Source organism: Marinobacterium lacunae (genome assembly GCF_000705555.1).
In the GTDB taxonomy this organism is placed as follows: domain Bacteria; phylum Pseudomonadota; class Gammaproteobacteria; order Pseudomonadales; family Balneatricaceae; genus Marinobacterium_D; species Marinobacterium_D lacunae.
Map to the genome: position 1 here is coordinate 129,873 of NZ_JMQN01000057.1, position 19,770 is coordinate 149,642.

Below are 19,770 nucleotides of genomic sequence, written 5' to 3' on the forward strand. Positions count from 1 at the left end.
TAAGATACCCCATTTTAATGCGACGCGACAGCAACTCAGAGCCTGAGCTGATCATAGCGGGTAAAACACCGTCTCAATATTAGGTTCACTACAATCAGGGTTCCAAGCGCGGTAGCACCTACAAGCATCAACATCACCAAAATCTGATACTGTATTGCCTGCGCGGGATCGACACCGGCCAAAATCTGCCCGCTCATCATCCCCGGCAACGACACCAGCCCAACCGTCATCATCGCGTTAACCGATGGAATCATCCCGGCCTTGATCGCGTCACTGCGCAACGTCCTGGCAGCCTCCTGCCAGGTTCCACCCAACGACAGAATCAACTCGACCTCTGAACGCCGCCCCCTCAAACTACTGAGCAACCGTTCGAGCGAAAGCGAGATAGCATTCATGGCATTGCCCGCGATCATTCCACCTAAGGGTATGAAATACTGCGGTCGATACCAGGGGTCCACCTGCACAACGAGACTCGTAACCACCGTTGTTATCAGGGTAAAGGTCACCGCCATGGAAACGAACGTAGGCCCGAATATGGACACTTCAGGCTCAGCAACCCGGCCATGGATCGCATGCGCTGCCCAGAACAGCATCCAGAGATATAACAGCAGAATCAGCGCAGGGTGCTCGATGTCAAACACAAACTGCAGCACATATCCAACCAACGCCAACTGAGCGAAGGTTCGCACAGTACCAACCAGCAGATCGCGCTCCATACCAAGGCGATAGATAATCGACGCAACTGCAGCTAAAAGGATAAACACCAGCGAGAGCGACAACTGCCACCAGCCAATATCGATCACATTCATGCATTAGCCTCCAGCCGCTTAGCGATCAACTGATAACGGCGACCGGGAAAATCGGAGAGCGGTTGATGACTCACGATGATCTGAGCCATACCCTCCGCACCCGCGCGCTGCAGCGCCCGAATCACCCGATCGGCATTAGCACTATCAAGCGATGCGATAGGCTCATCACATAGCATTACATCGGGTTTCAGCAGCAGGCGCTGCAACAGGGCTACACGTGCCTTCTGCCCCGGCGACAGTCGGCTGGCATCGGCGCCCAGATCCAGATCGAGATCAAGGCTGGCCAACCCCTCCCGCAAATTATCATCAGGCAACTCAACGCCGCTGTAGACCCGCAGGGAGAGCGCAAGGCGCAGGTTGTCCCGAACACTGCCCTCGACCATTACGGGTATCTGCGGAAGATAGGCAACTGTGCGCCTCAAATCGGAAATAACCCACTGAGATACAGGCCGTCCATACACCATTACCTGATTTTCAGAGCCAGACTCCAGCGCGCATATTCGCCTTAGCAGTGTCGACTTGCCACACCCAGACGGCCCGGTGATAAACAGTCTCTCACCCGCACACAGCGCCAGGTCTGTCGACTCTAAGAGGGATACATCACCCCGCTTCAACGCAAGCCCCTTAAGCTCGACTATCGGCGCAGCTGTCACGCCCCCCCTTCGTACCCTATGGACCATGGGCTACAATCCTGCTCTTATTACCTGTATTGCAACATATTAGCCGTATCCTTTGTGTCGATATAACCGACTCCACTCAGGATACGGACAGCAAACCGATCATCGACATAACAGGACATCGATCATGCAAGACCTGCACGGCTACTATCTCGAGGACCTCGAAGTTGGCATGAGTGCCTCTTTTGCCAAGACAATCTCCGAATCTGACGTCTACATGTTTGCAGGCATCTCTGGCGACAACAATCCGATGCACGTGAACGAAGAGTATGCAAAGCAGACCCCCTTCGGCGGTCGCATCGTACATGGCATGTTCAGCGCCGCTCTAATCTCAACTGTTGCCGGTACCCGGCTGCCAGGCCCGGGATGCATCTACGTCGATCAGCAGATCAAGTTCAAGGCACCTGTGCATATCGGCGATACAGCCTGCGCCACGCTGACCGTTACAGAGATCAACGAGCGCCGTAAACGTGTCATCTGCCGCACCGATGTTCACGTTGGCGAAAAGCTGGTCGCAACCGGTGAAGCAACATTCATGGTAGATTCTCGGCCCGAATAAGGCATCGCGTGCGCCGGGAGTTTTCCCTCCGCAAAGCCCTATGCAGCCGACTGGACCAAAGTAGATTTGTGCCCGGCTGCAATCAGGGCTTAAACTTCCGCCCCTACAATAAGAATAAAAACTTACCGGAAGAGTAGGACTCATGGATAAGATACTGGTCAGCGCCTGCCTTTTAGGCGCCCAGGTCCGTTACGATGGCGGACATTGCTTGATTGAACACCCCACTATCGCACGCTGGAAAAGTGAGGGCCGCCTTATATCGGTATGCCCTGAAGTGCTCGGCGGTCTCCCCACCCCGCGCCCGCCTGCCGAAATTCAAAGCCGTTTTCCGATTCTGGTCAGCACCGGCGATGGCCGAGACTTTACCCCACAGTATTTGGCCGGTGCTGAGCTTACAGCCGATATAGCGCGAGAGCACAACTGTGTGTGTGCATTGATGAAAGCGCGAAGCCCCTCATGCGGGAACAGAACCACTTACGACGGCAACTTTTCAGGCACCGAAGTCAACGCCCCCGGCGTCAGTGCACACGAACTGATCAGAGGTGGCATCCCTGTTTTCAACGAGAACGAGATCGAGGAACTCATCGAGTTTATGAGCTCCCGTCTTGCGGATACAGCATCACCGCCTTCGGCCCAATCCGATAACTATCGTCACGGTTCGACTTGTGGCTGAGCGGCATGCCCCATAAAATGGACGCCATTTTTCATTTGGGACAAGCGAAACCATGCGAGCAAGTCAATATCTGATCGCCACCCTCAAGGAAACCCCGGCGGACGCTGAGGTCATCAGTCACCAGCTTATGCTGCGCGCGGGCATGATCCGCAAAGTTGCAGCAGGGCTCTATACCTGGCTGCCATTGGGGCTGCGCACTCTGCGCAAAGTCGAGCGTATCGTGCGTGAAGAGATGGACGCTGCTGGCGCTCAGGAAGTATTGATGCCCGCGATCCAGCCAGCCGAGCTGTGGCAGGAATCAGGTCGTTGGGAGCAGTATGGACCTGAATTGCTGCGCGTGAGCGATCGTCACCAGCGCGAGTTCTGCGTGGGCCCCACCCACGAAGAGGTCATCACCGATATGGTTCGCAACGAAATCCAGAGCTATAAGCAGCTACCGGCGAATTTCTATCAAATTCAGACCAAGTTCCGTGATGAGATTCGTCCGCGCTTCGGTGTAATGCGCTCTCGCGAATTCATCATGAAGGACGCGTACTCCTTCCATATCGATCGTGAGTCCCTGCAGGAAACTTACGACCGTATGTATCAGGCATACACCAGAATTTTCAGCCGTCTCGGATTGGATTTCCGCCCTGTACTGGCAGACACAGGCTCTATCGGCGGCAGTTTCTCGCATGAGTTTCATGTTCTGGCCTCTTCCGGCGAAGACGACATCGCGTTTTCCGACAGCAGCGACTATGCGGCAAACATTGAGCTTGCAGAAGCTCTGCCCCTCGGCGAGCGCTCAGCGCCGACACAGGAGATGACACTGGTTGATACTCCGAATACCAAAACCATCGCAAACCTGGTTGAAGGCTTCGGACTACCGATTGAGAAGACCACCAAGACACTGATTGTTGCAGCCAGCGATGAGATAGATGCTGACTTCGTCGCACTGCTCGTACGCGGCGATCACGAACTGAACGAAATCAAGGCAGAGAAGCTGCCCCAAGTGGCCGTACCTCTGCGCATGGCAACCGAAGAAGAGATCCGCTCAGTCATCGGTGCTGGCCCCGGCTCTTTGGGCCCGGTAAATCTGCCGATCCCCTGCATTATCGATCGCAGTGTCGCCACAATGAGCGATTTCGGTGCCGGTGCCAACATCGAAGACAAGCACTACTTCGGCATCAACTGGGAACGTGACCTACCGACTCCTGAAGTTGCAGACCTGCGTAATGTCGTCGAAGGCGATCCCAGCCCCTGCGGTAAAGGCACGCTTGTTATCAAACGCGGCATCGAAGTCGGTCATGTATTCCAGCTGGGTAACAAGTACTCAGCCGCCATGAATGCCACCGTACTGAACGAAAACGGCAAGGCCATCAACATGGAAATGGGGTGCTACGGCATCGGCGTTACCCGTGTCGTCGCCGCAGCGATCGAGCAGAACTTCGACGAAAAAGGGATTGTCTGGCCTCAGCCTCTGGCGCCATTCTCCGTCGCGCTGGTTCCTCTGAACTACGACAAGTCCGAAGAGGTTCGTGCGAAAGCCGATGAACTCTATCAAGCACTGACCGCTGCCGGCGTTGATGTGCTGATGGATGATCGCAAGGAACGCCCAGGGGTCAAGTTCGCTGATATGGAACTGATCGGCATCCCGCACCGTCTTGTCATTTCAGACCGAGGCCTCGGCCAAGGCACTCTGGAATACAAAGCGCGCCGTGACGCCGAGTCACGCGACATCAGCGTCGACGAAGCGCTGGAGTTCCTGCTGAGCCAGTTCAGCTAACGGAAGACTGGGGCTCGATACTGCTTGTGTCGCGCCCCTCTTTCAAAGGCCTTACAACCATCGCCAAAGCCTCTTCCGATAACCAGGACTCCAGTGGAGCCGGACGGGCAAAGAGATACCCCTGATACAGGAATACGCGGTGATTATATAGCCACTGCATCTGCTCCTTCGTTTCAACCCCCTCGGCTATAACACGCATCCCCAAACCATCGCACATACGCCCCACTGAGCGCACTATCGCCTTATCAGGCTCCGAATGCGGCAGCTCACGTATAAACTCGCGATCAATTTTCAGGTGTTCCACTGGCAATCGTTTGACATAGGCCAGCGATGAATACCCGGTACCAAAGTCATCTACGGCAACTCTGATCCCCAGCTCACGAAGCGCCTGCAACACCTGAATGACGCGCTCTGGGTTTTCAAGGAACTGGCGCTCGGTCACCTCAAGCGAAATCCAACCCGGCTCGCACGCTGTTTCCTCAAGTATTCTCAGGATGCGTTCTATAAAGCCATTGTCGAGCAGTTGCTGGCCACAGATATTGACGGCCACACAGCATCCTCCCGGGACACGCCGCGACAGTAGGGATGCGGCCGACGCGGCGGCTCTTAACAACCAGGGTTCAATCAGCATGATCCAACCACTCTCTTCCAAAAGAGGGATAAAACGCTCGGGGCTGATCAAATCCCCCCCTTCATCCCTAAGACGCATCAACGCCTCAAACTCCTCTATACGGCCGTTGGCCGCATTCACGATAGGCTGATACCAAAGCTCAAATCGTTTCTCTTCGATCGCTCTTTTGAGGTACTCCTCCAGATTTAGCTGCTCCCGATTCGTATCGGCAAAGTGGGGTTCAAACACCGACACCTGTCCACGCATTCCCTTAATCTTGTTAAGCGCCACCAGAGCCGCCTGCAACAGGGGCTCAAACTGTCGGGAGTGCTCTGGCCAATAGGCGATCCCGGTCGAAAAACTTATTTTGATCAGCTGCCCGGCAAGCTCCATTGGCTGAACCATATTGGCCTTGATCGCCTCGATCTGCTCGAATACCAGCGCCTCGTTACCGTCGCACACCAGCACAAAGCTATCGGCACTTAAACGCGCGACAAGGGCGCTGGGCGCAGACTCCACCAACCGCCGGCTGAACTGCCGAATCGCCACATCACCCGCTCGGTAGCCCAGACTGTTGTTGATCATGCGCAGGCGGTCTATATCGACAACCATCAACGCCAAGCGCTTGCCGGGTGCCATTAGCGTCTCGAACTGGCGCGCCAACTGCACTCGACTCGCCATCACGCGAAGCAGATCATTCTCACCCAGCCGATTGAGGTACTCCTCTGCCTCCATGTATTGAGTGATATCACGTATCCTCATCTCGAAATGCAGCGAGCCCTGATAATGGCAAAGCCTGTGAATAACAAATCCTATCGAGCGCGCTTTGCCAGCCCGGAGCAGCTCACCGCCGCCTTCGGTTCTAGCGCCGTCATGGGTCAAGCCGGACATCAATACACGCAGGTCATCGTCAAGATGGAAACCCAAATCGGCGAAATTCACCGGCATTTCAACACAGCTTCTGATGCCCAGAAGTTCCTTTGCACGAGCATTGATGTACTCAAGCGTCAAATCCGCTTTGAGCAGCAAGATCAACTCTTCAGATGCATCCAACATCTGTCCCATTTGGAACACCTGACGACCGGTACTGTCCACGCGCCCATGCTCCGAGAGCACCACCAAATGATGGGGCTGTGCATCCATGACCAGATGGGAGACACACGCCTGAATCAATCGGGGCGGATCAGACTCCATCACCAGCTCGGCGGGCCCCGCCTGCAAATGCCCGAACCTGCACAGCTCGGGCAACGCCATGTGCGCGACCAACGAGTCATCGAACGCTTCGACCCGCCCCTCCAGCAACCGTTGCGCTGCGCTATTTCCACGTACTAATCGCTGGTCCTGATCGAACAACAGCACGCCCTCCCCCAGCTGGGCGATCATGGACTCATTCTCGCGGGCTCTCTCCTTGGCCACCTTTTCGAAATAGCGGCTCTGAACCAGCGCCCGTTCGGCCTGAAACGATCGGCGCAGTAACTGGATGCACAGAAAAAACAGGGAAAGCAGCAGCATCAACGACCACACAAGCTGCAGAACAGACTGTTGCAACGGCAGGAACGGTGTATGGCCGTGAACGATTACGTACCAGGGCATGGATGTCGCATGAACAGCTTTCAGCGCCTGATCACCAAGTGGATCAGACTTAACTGAGAGACGAACCCTTGCGGTAACATCACCCCCATCTTTGACAATCAGCGGTTCTGCTCCTGAATCGATATCAAACAAGGTGGTTGATAGCTGTCCATTAGGGATCTCATGGCCCAATTCCCAGTAAGGCTTGCCGCTGCTATCGATCAGCAGACGCCCCGAACTGTCTGCCAACAACAGCTCACCCGGTGCCATACCCATATCAAGCAGAGGCCTGAGCAGATAATTGGCATCGACATTAAGCACCAACATGCCATCGCCTTCGAGACGGTGGCCGCTTGCCAAACGCAGCGCGAAACGCACCATAGGACGAAACGGTCGCTCTATCTCCCCATTCTCAACATTCAGATCCAGCGGCGACAGGTACAACTGCCCAGGCTCCAACTGTAATGCCTGGCGAAAATAGTAACGTGCGGACTTATCCTGCAGGCCCTTCGTAGCGACAGCACGCACTTGGCCGGCCACACGGTGCACCCTGATGCGCTCCCTTCCCTCTTCGGTTAAATAACGCAACTGCTGAAGATAGGGTCGCTCTGATAGATACTGCAACCAGATCTGCTCCAGATCTCCGCGATCCGCTGTGGGATCAATCTGAAGCTCACGGAATGCAGCGCCCTGTCCAAAAAAGATAAGGTCAGAAAAGATAGAGTTGATTTGGCGTGAAATAGCATATCCAGCCGCCGTCGCTCGCTCAGCCGTGCGACTGGCTTCGATATCCTTGCGCTGGCTGTAATCCAACGACCAAAAGCCAATTACACCCAGCAAGAAAAGAGTCAGGACCGATAAGGCAACCCAGGCTGCCGTTCTGGTTTTCAGCTGCATAAATCCCTATGCTCCGTTGCTGTTCCGTATCCCTTAACCCGCGACTGCGTATAGGCAGGCAAGACCCCTTAAGTGTAGACCCTGCTCGGCGCACAATCAGGCCAGCAACATGCGACGAACTCCATGTGGCGTTAGTGCCCTTCATCCTCCCTGATTTCAAACCCTTCGAACGCTCTCAACGACACCTCTTGCGTATCCATTCTGTCAACACGCGCCATATCGGGACCACGACTTAACCATGTTTCAACGTGACGTACCGCACGCTCGTCTCCACACAGCATAGCTTCTACACGCCCATCAGCAAGATTGCGCACCCACCCTGTTACGCCGCCGGCCAACGCGTGCTCCTGCGTAAAACGGCGGAACCACACGCCCTGAACGCGCCCTGACACAACTACCTGCATACAGATTTCGGCCATTCAATCCTCCTGTTCTTGTGTTACCGATCCACTAAACAGTTTACTAAGGGTTAAATCGAGTGTTTCTACACGCCGTTGACTGAGTTCATCCAAACGCTCACAGACCCTCTGTTTCCAATCACTGTCAGGGTTGGTTAACCCCGCCGGTAACGGCCAAGGCAACAATGCCTGTAACTGAGCAAGCGTGAAGTTATTAAGGTCGCGACTTAGCAGGTAATGCCCCTGCTCGGTTCTGCGAACCAAGCCCTCTGCCAGCAGAATTTGAACATAGTCATCCCAGCGCCCCTGGTCCAAAGCCGGCACCTCCTGTAATAGCGCACTATCCTCAACCGGTTCGCCGCGCTGCTGCGCCTGCCAGAGCCGTTCAAGCACTGATAGCAACGTATAGAAATGGGGTTCGCGACGGCTTCGATTGCCGGGTTGATAGATTGTCAACGCACGAGACAGCTCTGCACCGAGCAACGCTATCGTCCAGCAGATGAAAATCCACACAAGAAAAAGCGGTACAGCAGCAAACGCCCCATAGATCAGCTCATACGACGGAAACTGAGTCACAAACAGCGCGAATCCGCGCTTGGCAAGCTCAAACATCAACGCGGCCGCCGCGCCGCCAATCAAGGCATTTCGGATCGGCACTCTGCAATTGGGTACGGCTGCATACAGCAGAGTGAATGCGAGCGTCGACAAAAGCGGAGGGAATAATGCAAGCACGCGGGCGCGTCCCACGACCGCCGTTGCATCATTGAAAAAAGGCAGTGATGCAACGTATGACGTCAGAAGCAACCCGAAACCGATCAACAACGGCCCAAGACTCAAAACCGCCCAGTACAGAAGAAAGCTGGACATCCCCTTGCGCGGCTCGCTAACGCGCCAGATACGATTGAGGGCTGCCTCGATATTCTTCATCATCATGATCGAGGTGATCAGCAGGAACACAATTCCCACCGCCGTCAATTTGCGCGCCTGAGCAGTAAATCCGGCTAGATGTTCCTGTACGACAGCACCAGTTGCGGGCACAAAGTTCTCGAATACCCAACCCTGAACCACCTCCCCCACGCCCTGAAACGAAGGTACGGCTGCCAGCATTGCATAAGAGACCGTCATCAACGGCACCACGGCAAACAGCGTTGTATAGGTCAGTGCTGCGGCGTTGAGAATACCTTGATTGGCCTTGTACTGACGTACCAAATCCCGAATAAAAAGCAGTGCGACTGGCAGCGGGCGCTTGATCATTCCTAATCCTCTTGGCGAGAGCTTTACCGGCGCTCTCGGCTTTGTAACCGTCTGACAACTCTATACAATACCCCCAAAACACAGCAATGAAAGTGCCCAACGGAGTTGCCATGCCGATCACCATCTATCACAACCCCCGCTGCTCGAAGTCACGGGAGACCCTCAGCCTGCTTCAGGAGCGCAACATCGAGCCAGAAGTACGCGAGTATCTGAACGACGTCCCCTCCGCAGCCGAGCTCAAGGCGATCATAGAAAAATTGGGTATTTCCGCACGGGATCTGTTGCGTAAGAAAGAAGCCGAGTACAAAGAAGCCGGTCTGGACGACGCATCGCTGGATGATGACGCCGTTATTGAGGCCATGACCCGCTTCCCGAAACTGATTGAACGCCCTATCGTCATCAATGGCGATCAGGCACGCATCGGCCGCCCACCGGAGTCCGTGCTGGAGATTCTGGAGTGAGCGAACCGTACGTCCTCGTACTCTATTACAGCCGCCACGGCGCGACTCGCGCTTTGGCACGGCATATAGCGCGCGGCGTCGAAGAGAGCGGCATGCGCGCAATGCTGCGAACAGTGCCGGCGGTGTCTGCCAACTGTGAAGCCACGGCACCGTCAGTGCCCGACGCAGGCGCGCCCTACTGTACAGAGCAGGAGCTCGCCAACTGCGCGGGCCTTGCGTTGGGCAGCCCTACACGCTTTGGCAACATGGCCGCCCCGTTGAAATATTTTATCGACTCGACCAGTAGCCTCTGGCTCTCGGGTGCTCTGATCGACAAGCCAGCCTGTGTTTTTTCATCCAGTGCATCCTTGCATGGCGGGCAAGAGAGCACACTGCTGAGCATGATGTTGCCTCTGCTCCACCACGGCTGCGTAATCGCCGGCCTGCCCTACAGCGAAGACGGGCTCAACAGCACCGACGCTGGAGGCACCCCCTACGGCCCGACACATGTCGCCGGCACTGAAGGCCAACAGGATATCAGCCCCACCGAACAGGAACTCTGTCAGGCGCAGGGGCGTCGTCTGGGTCGTTTGGCTCGCTCATTAAGGAATACCTGATCTCATGTCACTTGCCTGTAAAACCCGAGCCAGCCGCTGGCTGACGCTGAGCAGTTATTTTGGTCTGCTGATACTTTTCAGCCTCTGGTATCTTGTGCTGGTACCGGCGAAGTCAGAACACCCCTGGGTCATTTGGCTGATTCACATGCTGCCGCTGATGGCGTTTTTGCCCGTAGTCCTGAAGGGCCAGCCACGCGGTCACGCTTGGCTCTGCTTTGTGTTACTGCTGTATTTCATGGAAGCCGTCTTGGCCGCGCTTGTACCCAACACTCGCTGGCTCGGTCTTATCGAATCACTGTTGCTGGCGACGCTGTTTACCAGCGCCATGCTCTATGCCCGCTGGAAAAGTCAGCTAAACCGTGCCCAAAGTAATGCCCAGCAAGTTTGACCCCATCCGCATCAGACGGGATTTCCCCATCCTCTCGTCTCGCGTACACGGGCAAGCGCTGGTCTATCTCGACAATGCAGCGACCACCCAGAAGCCGCGTCAGGTCATCGACGCGGTCAGCCAATACTACAAGCGCTATAACTCGAATGTGCACCGCGCAGCCCATGCCTTGTCAGCTCAGGCGACCACCGCATTCGAGCAGGTACGCAAAGATCTGGCGCAATGGATCGGTGCAAGCACAGCCGAGGAAATTATCTGGACGCGCGGTACCACCGAGGCGATCAACCTTGTCGCCCAGAGCTATCTGCGCCCGCTTCTTCAGTCTGGCGACCGAATACTGGTCATGGAGTGCGCACACCATGCCAATATCGTGCCCTGGCAGATGGTCGCCGAAGCCTGCAATGCCGTAATCGACGTCTTACCCTGCGCCGATGGTCAGGTTGATCTGACACTCTTTCAGCACTTGCTGGATCGCAAACCGCGCATCGCGGCTCTGACCCATACCTCCAATGCGCTGGGGTCGATTTTCCCCATGCAGCAGATGTGTTCACTGGCCCGTGCTGCCGACGTTCCTACACTGATCGATGGCGCACAAGCCCTGCCCCATTTCGACATTGACGTTTCGGCCATCGGCTGCGATTTCTATGCGTTTTCAGGCCACAAGTTATTCGCACCGACTGGCATCGGCGCTTTGTGGGCGCGCAGAGAGATCCTCGAACAGATGCCGCCCTGGCAAGGTGGCGGAGAGATGATCGAGTCGGTCAGTTTTGAGGGCACACGATTTGCCGGACTGCCATTCCGATTCGAAGCGGGTACGCCTGATATCAGTGGGGTCATCGGTCTTGGCGCGGCGATTGATTATCTGCGCAATCTGGACCGTACGGCTTTAGAGTCACACGAAGCGCAATTGCTACACCACACCCTTGAGGGGTGTTCCAGCTTGCCGGGATTTCGCCGTCTGAATTCAGGGACCGATCAGGTCAGTTTGAGCTCTTTCTTGATTGAGGGCCTGCACCCACAGGATGTCGCAATCTGGCTCGACAGAAAAGGTATAGCCGTGCGCGCTGGTCATCACTGTGCCATGCCGCTGATGAGCGCACTGGGTATTCCCGGCAGCGTTCGCGCCTCGTTCGCGTTTTACAACACCATTGATGAAGCCGACAAACTCGTGCTTGCGCTGGATGAGCTTATCAGCAGTCGCCATGCCAAGATAAGCCTTCCATCCACTGTGCATGCCGATCCCGCACATCTACAAAAGGTCTATCAAGCACAAGGCTGGAACGCACGCTACCAGGCATTAATGGATTTAGGCGCCAGCCTGCCCGCTCTGCCTCAGGAGTGGAAAACCGACGAACACCGACTGCACGGGTGCGAGTCTCGGGTCTGGCTTGTCACCCTGCTTGATGAGAATGGCCGTCTGGCGTGTTGTGCCGATGCCGAAGGGCGTATACTGCGTGCCTTACTGGCACTTTTGCTCGAATCCGTGAATGGCCTTGAACCCTCAGAGGTACTGGCGCTGGATCTGCGTAGCCAAATTGCCGAACTGGACCTTGAGCGCCACTTAAGCCCGACAAGAGGCAATGGGCTCAATGCCATGATCGACGCACTGCTGGAGTTTGCACGGTCTAGCCAACCGGCAGTTTAATCCGGCATCGAGAGTCTCCCCGTACTCCAGGCTGTAAAGTTGCACAAGCCCAACCGTTGTACAGGAAAGTTCGTAACGATGAATCTGAATGACCTCAGCCTGTTTATTCGCGTGGTCGAAACAGGAAGCTTCACCTCAGCAGCGGAAACGCTCAATGTACAGAAATCGACAATCAGCCGTCGCATCGCGCAACTGGAAGACAGCCTCGGCACCCGCTTGATTCAGCGCACGACCCGCAAGCTGAAGCTAACCCCCGAGGGGCTTGAACTGTTCGAGCGCAGTCGCGACCTGATCGATCAATTGCAATTGGTTCGCGACGAAATAGCCGCCGACTCAAGCGAGTTGCGCGGCCGTTTGCGCATGACGATGCCGACCGAAGTCGGCATTTATCTAATGAATGGCGTTATCGCCAGTTTCATGGACAAGTACCCCGAGCTTGAGGTCGATGTTGAGCTCAGCACACGTACAGTCGACCTCGTTGAAGAGGGTATGGATCTGGCACTTCGGGTGGGGCCTTTGCCTGATTCGTCGATGATCGCCCGAAAGGTGGCCACACTCAGCCGCGGCCTTTATGCAAGCCCCGCGTACCTTCAAAAGCATGGCGAGCCCGTCACGCCCGACGATTTATCCCGTCACCAGTGCGTTACGCTGGTCAAACCCTTCGATAGCTGGCGTTTCACCGACTGGAACGAAGGTGAACCCGCCACCTTCGGAAAACAGATGCGTACCAATAGCATGAGTTTCGCGCGAGAGATGGGTGTGCAGGGGGTCGGCATCATTCGCCTGGCGCATGTGTTCGTGGATGAACTGGTTGAACAGGGCAAGCTTGTGCCCGTTATGCGTGATTTCCATGTTACGCCAACCGAAATCAACGCGCTCTATACCAGCCGACGCAACCTGACGCCCAGGGTGCGTGCCTTCCTCGATCACATGATGGACCGCCTGGAAGCCCACCCCTGGGTATCGGACTGCAACCGGGATGCCTGACAGGCTCGCTACGTTTTTGAACTCACGGCTCGGGTGCTGCGCCGTCTACTTGCAGCACCCGCCTTGCTTCCTCGCTTGGCAGCTCCATCCGATTTCGCGCTGGATGCTCCCTTGCGCGCGCCGCCTTTACCTTTTGTGAAACGGCGTTTTCTAGGCGCATCAATCCCCCGCAGACTCTCCGGGGTGCTCGCACCCAACTGATTTATCAGCTCGCTCAGCGAATCGTTCAGTGCCGACATAAACTGATCGTAACGTCCTTCCCGTCGTGCCATCGCATCCAGTGACGACTCCCAATGGGCGGTCAAATCGGGCTTCTGGACTTGTGCGGGCAAGGCGTCGATAAGACCGCGTCCGGCAGCAGAAGAGCGTATGCTCTTGCCTTGGCGGCTCAGGTAACCTCGTGTCACCAGCAGTTCAATAATCCCCGCACGGGTCGCCTCTGTTCCCAGCCCATCGGTCTCCCTGAGCACCTTTCTCAAGGCAGGATCAGCAACGAAGCGGGCAATCCCCGTCATGGCTGCCAGCAAAGTGGCATCGGTAAAAGGTTTGGGAGGCTGCGTCTGTTTTTCGACCACTTCACCTCGCTCACATAGAAGCCGGTCCCCCACCGACAAAAGCGGAAGCTCAGGGGCCTCATCCGCCACTTTGCCCAACAACGCCCGCCACCCCGGATCGGTTGTCTGCCGTGCTCTGGCGATAAACACCCCGCCCTCAATTCGAAAGGTGAGTTCCGTATCGTTGTAGCTCCAGTTCTGATAGAACTGCATCAGATATTGGCGCGCAATCAATTCGTAGACTTTCGCCTCACTTGTCGACAACGTCCCCTCACGCGCACTTTTAGCGGTCGGGATAATGGCATGATGCGCTTCGACCTTGGCATCGTTCCAAGCCCTACCCTTGATGGTACTGTCGCTACCGGCAACCGCACCGGCCAAGGTCGGCGCACTCTGGCGAATGGCGTTGAAAACAGCAGTGGCCTCGGCATGGTGCTCTTTGGGAAGGTAACGACAGTCAGAGCGCGGATAGGTAATCAGCCGATGCTTCTCATAGAGTGACTGACAGGCGTCCAGCACGCCCTGAGCACTCATGCCAAACGCCTTCGATGCGTCGATCTGAAGCGCCGACAGGTTATAAGGCAAAGGCGGTGGCTGTCGACCGGGTTTGCGCGTGGCGCTTTCTACCAACGCTTCCCTGCCGGTGATACGGCTTGCCACATTCTGCGCCAGATCACGACTGAGCACGCGCCCCTCGTCATCCTGCCAGCGTGCACAGGCTTCACTGGGTTGCCACTGTGCGCTGAAGGTCTGTGCATCTTCTGTCTGCAGATGGGCCAGCACTTCAAAAAAAGGTTTACTGACGAAGGCTTCGATGGCGCGGTCACGCTCCACCACAAGCCCCAGCACAGGGGTCTGTACTCTGCCGACGGACAGCAACCCATCGAAGCCTACGCGCCGCCCCTGTAACGTAAGCGCTCGGGTAAGGTTGATTCCATACAGCCAGTCTGCCCGTGAACGCGCCAGAGCAGATACCGACAACGGAACGAATTCACTGTTGGGCTTGAGCCTCTCCAATGCCCGCTTGACTGCCGAAGGGTTCAGATCGGAGATCAGCAGACGCTGCATACTGCGCCTTTTCGACTCCGGAACACCCAGATACTCGATCACCTCATCCACCAGTAGCTGCCCCTCACGATCAGGGTCTCCTGCATGCACGAGTTGGTCCGCATCCTTGGTGAGTTTTTTAAGTGCAGAAAGCTGGCCACGGACCTTGGGCCGGGGCTTTAACTTCCACTTGTCAGGCACAATCGGCAGATGCTCGTAACGCCACTGCTTGTAGGCCGGGTCATAACTTTCAGGCTCGGCCTGCTCAAGCAGATGTCCGATACACCAGCTGACCAGATCGCCATTGCCGCATCGGATATACCCATCCTCCCGCTTCTGCGGCCCCGGCAATACCGCCGCAATCGCACGTGCCAGGCTAGGTTTTTCAGCAATGTAGAGTTTCATCGAGCGCCGCCAGCCCCTCTTCGCACCCCGGCAGATAGCTGCTGCCAAAAAGGTTGTAATGATTCAGATAGTGATAAAGGTTGTAGATACGACGCTTAAACGGATAGATGGACGATAACGGGCGCACTTCCTGATAGGCTGCATAAAACGCGGGGCTAAAGCCGCCGAACATCTCGCTCATTGCCAGATCCACTTCCGGGTCCGCATAGTAAACCGCAGGATCGATCAGCCATACCCTTTGGCTGTCAAAGAGCACATTGCCGGACCACAGATCCCCGTGAACCAGCGCCGGTGCATCAACATGGCGATTAAGCATAGCGATCAACGCCGCTCGATAAGAGGCCAGCGCATGTTCAAACCGCTGCCTTAAACGGCTATCCGATATCCGCTCGATCTGAAAACCAAGGCGGCGCTCAACAAAGAACGTGCCCCAGTCATCACTCCAGCCGTTTTTCTGGGGTGAGAGCCCGATGTAGTTGTTCTCTTCCAACCCGTAAGCGGGGCCGTTTAGCGCATGCAGCCTCGCCAACCCTCGCCCCAAATCTCTCATCAACCGATCAGTAGGTGGGGCTGACGATACGCACTCTAGCTCAAGCTGCTCTCTCTCGACGGCAATGCGCGCGGGCACCGATAACTCCCCTATGCTCGCCTCGCGTAGCGTTCTCTCGAGCAGTTCCAGCCCCTGCGCCTCTTTCAGAATACGATCTGAACCCTTTACCGGGTTCCTTTTAACAAAACTGTGCATTGCTAACTGTGTGTGGCCAGATGAGCCCGCTGTCATTGACCTATGCACTGCTGCAGCAGTGAAGGTTCTATATTTCCGCCGCTGATTATACAGACGCGCCCCCTGATTCAGGCCCTCCGTCGCAATGGACGGTAGCGCAACCGCTGCGACTTTGCCAATTCACCCAGCTCCAAGTAACGCACGGATAAGGAGCCGTAGTACAGGGCGTGATAGAATCGCCGACCTAACCCTGGAGCGTGAGTACTGGCTTTGTCGCAATACGATGTAGTGATTATTGGTGGAGGGGCCTCAGGCCTGATGTGTGCGGCAACGGCCGGTTACCGCAACCGCTCCGTGCTGGTGATCGAGCACACCAATAAACTCGGCCGTAAAATTCTTATGTCCGGCGGAGGCCGCTGCAACTTCACCAATATCCATAACAGCCCGGCCAACTTTCTCTCCGACAACCCGCACTTCTGCAAGTCGGCGCTGAGCCGCTATCCGGCGGCACAGTTTATCGAACTGGTGGAGCGTCACGGCATAGAGTTTCATGAAAAAACGCTGGGGCAGTTGTTCTGCAACGAATCCAGCCGCGAGATTCTGCAACTGCTGTTGACTGAATGCGAGTGGGCGGGAGTGGAGACGCGTACTGAAACCCGCGTTGAGAGCATTGAGCATCAGAATCCTGGTTTTCGACTTGTCACCAGCAGCGGTGAGGTTTTTTGCACCTCCGTCGTCATCGCAACGGGCGGTTTGTCGATACCCAATGGCGGCGCCACCGGCTTCGCCTATGAGATCGCCCATCAATTTGGCCTTGAGGTGAACGAGACGCGTGCGGCGCTCGTCCCATTCACCTTGCAACCAGCCGACCTCGAATATCTGAAACCGCTCTCGGGTGTATCTCACCCGATCAGCGTCAGCTGCAATGGCAAAACGTTTCGCGAGGCCCTACTGTTTACTCATCGTGGCCTGAGCGGCCCTGCGATCCTGCAGATATCCTCCTACTGGCACCCGGGCGATGAGATCGAAATCAACCTGTTTCCGGATATGGAGCTGTTCGAATGGCTGAAACAGCAACGGGAGAGCCGCCCAAAAGCCGAGCTGCAAACAGTACTGTCAACGCTGATGAGCAAACGGGTTGTCCAGGCGCTGTGTGAACACTGGCAGTTTGCAGGCCACATGGCAGACCAAAGCAACAAGGTACTGACCCGTCTTGCCGACCAACTCCAACATTGGCGCATCAAGCCCAGTGGCACTGAAGGCTATAGAACGGCCGAAGTGACACTGGGGGGCATCAAAACTGGCGAGGTGTCATCAAAGACGTTCGAAGCAAACAAGGTGCCCGGTCTGTTTTTCATTGGTGAATGCCTCGATGTGACCGGCCATCTGGGCGGGCATAACTTCCAGTGGGCATGGGCATCCGGGGTTGCCGCGGGGCAAGTAGCATAAGCACCGCAGCACATATCAGCTGACAATTAACGCATATTGGGCACTGCCGTTAAGTGCTCAATAGAATCAACGAATTAAGCAAGAACACTCATCATGGAAATCAAAGTAAACTTTCTGGAAAACCTGCGCCTTGAAGCCAAATTCGATGACTTCACGGTGACCACCGACCAGCCCATACGCTACAAGGGCGATGGTTCAGCGCCGAGCCCGTTCGACTATTTTCTCGCCTCCTCTGCGCTGTGTGCTGCCTACTTTGTGCGCGTGTACTGTCTGGCACGCGATATACCCACTGACGGCATCCGGTTGGCGCAAAACAATATCGTCGACCCTGAAAACCGATACAACCAGACGTTCAAGATTCAAGTTGAGCTACCCGAACACATCTCCGACAAAGACCGCGAAGGGATTCTGAGATCCATCGACCGTTGCACGGTGAAAAAGGTCGTCCAGCAAGGCCCCGAATTCGCGATCGAGACGGTTGAAAACCTGGACGAAGACGCCTCGGCCATGCTCACGGTCAACCCGGACAGCGACGCTCACACCTACATCCTCGGCAAAGACCTCCCGCTGGAGGAGACCATCGCCAACATGACCGGCATTCTTGCCGAACTCGGGATGAAGATCGAAGTGGCGTCCTGGCGCAATATCGTGCCCAACGTATGGTCACTGCATATTCGTGACGCGGCCTCCCCCATGTGCTTCACCAATGGCAAAGGCGCAACCAAGGAGAGTGCCCTGTGCTCGGCACTGGGCGAGTTCATCGAGCGTGCCAGCTGCAACTTTTTCTACAATGATCACTACTTTGGCGAAGAGATCGCCAACAGTGATTTCGTTCACTACCCCAACGAAAAGTGGTTTAAACCGGGCCCTGATGACACCTTGCCCGAAGGGTTGCTGGATGAGTACTGCCTTGAGATTTACGACCCAGAACAGGAGCTTCGTGCCTCACACCTGATCGACACCAACTCAGGAGCAATTGAGCGTGGCATCTGCGCCATCCCGTACGTGCGCCAGTCCGATCAGGAGGTGGTGTACTTCCCCTCCAACCTGATCGAAAACCTGTTTGTCAGCAACGGCATGAGTGCTGGCAACAATCTTTACGAAGCGCAGGTACAAGGGCTGTCCGAGATATTCGAGCGCGCGGTCAAGAAACAGATCATCGAGCAGGAGATCGTACTGCCAGACGTACCAACCCATGTACTTGAGAAATACCCCGGAATCCTCGCTGGCATTAAGGGGCTTGAAGAGCAGGGCTTTCCGGTTGTCGTCAAAGACGCGTCCTTGGGCGGCCAGTACCCGGTGATGTGCGTCACCCTCATGAACCCGCGTACCGGCGGAGTATTCGCCTCCTTCGGGGCGCACCCAAGCTTTGAAGTGGCGCTGGAGCGCAGCCTCACCGAGTTGCTTCAGGGCCGCAGTTTCGAGGGCCTCAACGATGTGCCTCCGCCCACGTTCAACAGCCTTGCAGTGACCGAACCGAACAACTTCGTTGAGCACTTCATCGACTCGACAGGGCTGATCTCCTGGCGCTTCTTCAGCGCCAAGCATGATTACGCGTTCTGCGAATGGGATTTCTCCGGCACCAACGAAGAGGAAAATGCCCGCCTGATGGCGATCCTCGAAGATCTCGGCAAAGAGGTGTATATCGCGGCATTTGACGACTTCGGCGCGTCCGCCTGCAGAATACTGGTGCCCGACTACTCGGAAATCTATCCGGTCGAAGATCTGATCTGGGACAACACCAATAAAGCGCTACTGTTCCGCTCCGATATTCTGAACATCCACTCGCTGGACGAGGATGCATTGGCTGACCTTGTCGAGCGCCTTGAAGAGAGCGAACTCGATAACTACACCGAAGTGGGAACACTCATAGGTATTGAGTTTGACGACAACACTGTGTGGGGGCAGCTTGTCGTCGGCGAGCTTAAAGCCCTGATATATCTGGCGCTTGCTCATTACGAAGAGGCGCGTGATCTGGTGTTGGAACTGTTGAACTACAACGACAATACTGTTGAACGTGTGCTGTTTTTCCAGGCTCTCAACGCCGTACTTGATATCGCACTGGATGAAGAGTTGGAGCTGGAGGATTACCTGCCCAACATGACCCGGATGTTCGGGACTGAGCGAATGGAGGCGGCCGTCGGCTCCCTGACCGGCGATGTTAAATTTTACGGCCTGAGTGAGACCAGCATGAAACTGGAAGGCCTGGACCGGCACCTGAGGCTTATCGAGAGCTACAAAAAGCTGCACGCAGCAAGAGCCGCCAAAGCGTCCAACGGCCTGAATAATGCTGGATAACT

17 protein-coding genes are annotated in these 19,770 nt (G+C 55.8%); 10 read left to right on the forward strand and 7 right to left on the reverse strand.

The window, feature by feature from the left end:
- Positions 1-35: 35 nt before the first annotated feature.
- Both ADIMK_RS18700 and ADIMK_RS21810 read right to left on the reverse strand, forming a co-directional pair.
- The gene (locus tag ADIMK_RS18700; RefSeq protein WP_036191253.1) at positions 36-809 is read right to left on the reverse strand and encodes an ABC transporter permease; all 774 of its coding nucleotides are present in this window, start codon (positions 807-809) and stop codon (positions 36-38) included.
- On the reverse strand, positions 806-1,489 hold the full coding sequence (locus ADIMK_RS21810) for an ABC transporter ATP-binding protein (RefSeq protein ID WP_081849866.1): 684 nt from the start codon (positions 1,487-1,489) through the stop codon (positions 806-808). The genes ADIMK_RS18700 and ADIMK_RS21810 overlap by 4 nt, the downstream gene beginning before the upstream one ends.
- 124 nt (positions 1,490-1,613) lie before the next feature.
- Here ADIMK_RS21810 and ADIMK_RS18710 point away from each other — a divergent pair, with 124 nt between their 5' ends.
- From ADIMK_RS18710 to ADIMK_RS18720, 3 genes are all read left to right on the forward strand, one after another.
- Positions 1,614-2,045 carry a MaoC family dehydratase gene (locus ADIMK_RS18710; protein ID WP_036191255.1) on the forward strand — a complete coding sequence of 144 codons (432 nt, stop codon included), beginning with the start codon at positions 1,614-1,616 and terminating at the stop codon, positions 2,043-2,045.
- A gap of 142 nt (positions 2,046-2,187) precedes the next feature.
- On the forward strand, positions 2,188-2,718 hold the full coding sequence (locus ADIMK_RS18715) for a 2-thiouracil desulfurase family protein (protein WP_036191257.1): 531 nt from the start codon (positions 2,188-2,190) through the stop codon (positions 2,716-2,718).
- Between the two features lie 52 nt (positions 2,719-2,770).
- Entirely contained in the window at positions 2,771-4,483 is a 1,713-nt protein-coding gene (locus ADIMK_RS18720) for a proline--tRNA ligase (RefSeq protein ID WP_036191258.1), read from the forward strand.
- On the opposite strand, the gene ADIMK_RS18725 is transcribed toward ADIMK_RS18720, so the two are convergent.
- The 3 genes from ADIMK_RS18725 to ADIMK_RS18735 form a co-directional block, all read right to left on the reverse strand.
- Complete coding sequence (locus ADIMK_RS18725) at positions 4,476-7,562, reverse strand: bifunctional diguanylate cyclase/phosphodiesterase (protein WP_036191260.1); 3,087 nt, start codon at positions 7,560-7,562, stop codon at positions 4,476-4,478. The two genes, ADIMK_RS18720 and ADIMK_RS18725, sit on opposite strands and share 8 nt — an antisense overlap.
- Positions 7,563-7,693: 131 nt before the next feature.
- On the reverse strand, positions 7,694-7,981 hold the full coding sequence (locus tag ADIMK_RS18730) for an acylphosphatase (RefSeq protein WP_036191261.1): 288 nt from the start codon (positions 7,979-7,981) through the stop codon (positions 7,694-7,696).
- Positions 7,982-9,214, reverse strand: coding sequence for a YihY family inner membrane protein (locus ADIMK_RS18735; RefSeq protein ID WP_036191262.1), 1,233 nt, complete (start codon positions 9,212-9,214; stop codon positions 7,982-7,984). It lies immediately after the preceding gene.
- A 110-nt stretch (positions 9,215-9,324) separates the two neighbouring features.
- Between ADIMK_RS18735 and arsC the strand changes: the two genes are divergently transcribed.
- From arsC to ADIMK_RS18760, 5 genes are all read left to right on the forward strand, one after another.
- On the forward strand, positions 9,325-9,675 hold the full coding sequence (gene arsC, locus ADIMK_RS18740; protein ID WP_197027583.1) for an arsenate reductase (glutaredoxin): 351 nt from the start codon (positions 9,325-9,327) through the stop codon (positions 9,673-9,675).
- On the forward strand, positions 9,672-10,271 hold the full coding sequence (gene wrbA, locus ADIMK_RS18745; RefSeq protein WP_036191264.1) for an NAD(P)H:quinone oxidoreductase: 600 nt from the start codon (positions 9,672-9,674) through the stop codon (positions 10,269-10,271). The genes arsC and wrbA overlap by 4 nt, the downstream gene beginning before the upstream one ends.
- Before the next feature lie 4 nt (positions 10,272-10,275).
- Positions 10,276-10,659 (forward strand): DUF2069 domain-containing protein, encoded by a 384-nt coding sequence (locus ADIMK_RS18750; RefSeq protein WP_036191265.1) that lies wholly within the window; start codon positions 10,276-10,278, stop codon positions 10,657-10,659.
- The gene (locus ADIMK_RS18755) at positions 10,643-12,304 is read left to right on the forward strand and encodes a SufS family cysteine desulfurase (protein WP_036191266.1); all 1,662 of its coding nucleotides are present in this window, start codon (positions 10,643-10,645) and stop codon (positions 12,302-12,304) included. The genes ADIMK_RS18750 and ADIMK_RS18755 overlap by 17 nt, the downstream gene beginning before the upstream one ends.
- Positions 12,305-12,382: 78 nt before the next feature.
- Entirely contained in the window at positions 12,383-13,291 is a 909-nt protein-coding gene (locus tag ADIMK_RS18760) for a LysR family transcriptional regulator (protein ID WP_036191268.1), read from the forward strand.
- A gap of 8 nt (positions 13,292-13,299) precedes the next feature.
- On the opposite strand, the gene ADIMK_RS18765 is transcribed toward ADIMK_RS18760, so the two are convergent.
- Complete coding sequence (locus ADIMK_RS18765) at positions 13,300-15,297, reverse strand: DNA topoisomerase III (protein WP_036191270.1); 1,998 nt, start codon at positions 15,295-15,297, stop codon at positions 13,300-13,302.
- Positions 15,278-16,042: a fructosamine kinase family protein gene (locus ADIMK_RS18770; RefSeq protein ID WP_036191272.1), complete on the reverse strand. Its 765-nt coding sequence runs from the start codon at positions 16,040-16,042 to the stop codon at positions 15,278-15,280. Before ADIMK_RS18770 ends, ADIMK_RS18765 begins: the two co-directional genes overlap by 20 nt.
- Positions 16,043-16,291: 249 nt before the next feature.
- Here ADIMK_RS18770 and ADIMK_RS18775 point away from each other — a divergent pair, with 249 nt between their 5' ends.
- Positions 16,292-17,470, forward strand: coding sequence for a BaiN/RdsA family NAD(P)/FAD-dependent oxidoreductase (locus tag ADIMK_RS18775; protein WP_156043001.1), 1,179 nt, complete (start codon positions 16,292-16,294; stop codon positions 17,468-17,470).
- Between the two features lie 93 nt (positions 17,471-17,563).
- The gene (locus ADIMK_RS18780) at positions 17,564-19,768 is read left to right on the forward strand and encodes an OsmC domain/YcaO domain-containing protein (RefSeq protein ID WP_036191278.1); all 2,205 of its coding nucleotides are present in this window, start codon (positions 17,564-17,566) and stop codon (positions 19,766-19,768) included.
- Positions 19,769-19,770 lie beyond the last annotated feature (2 nt).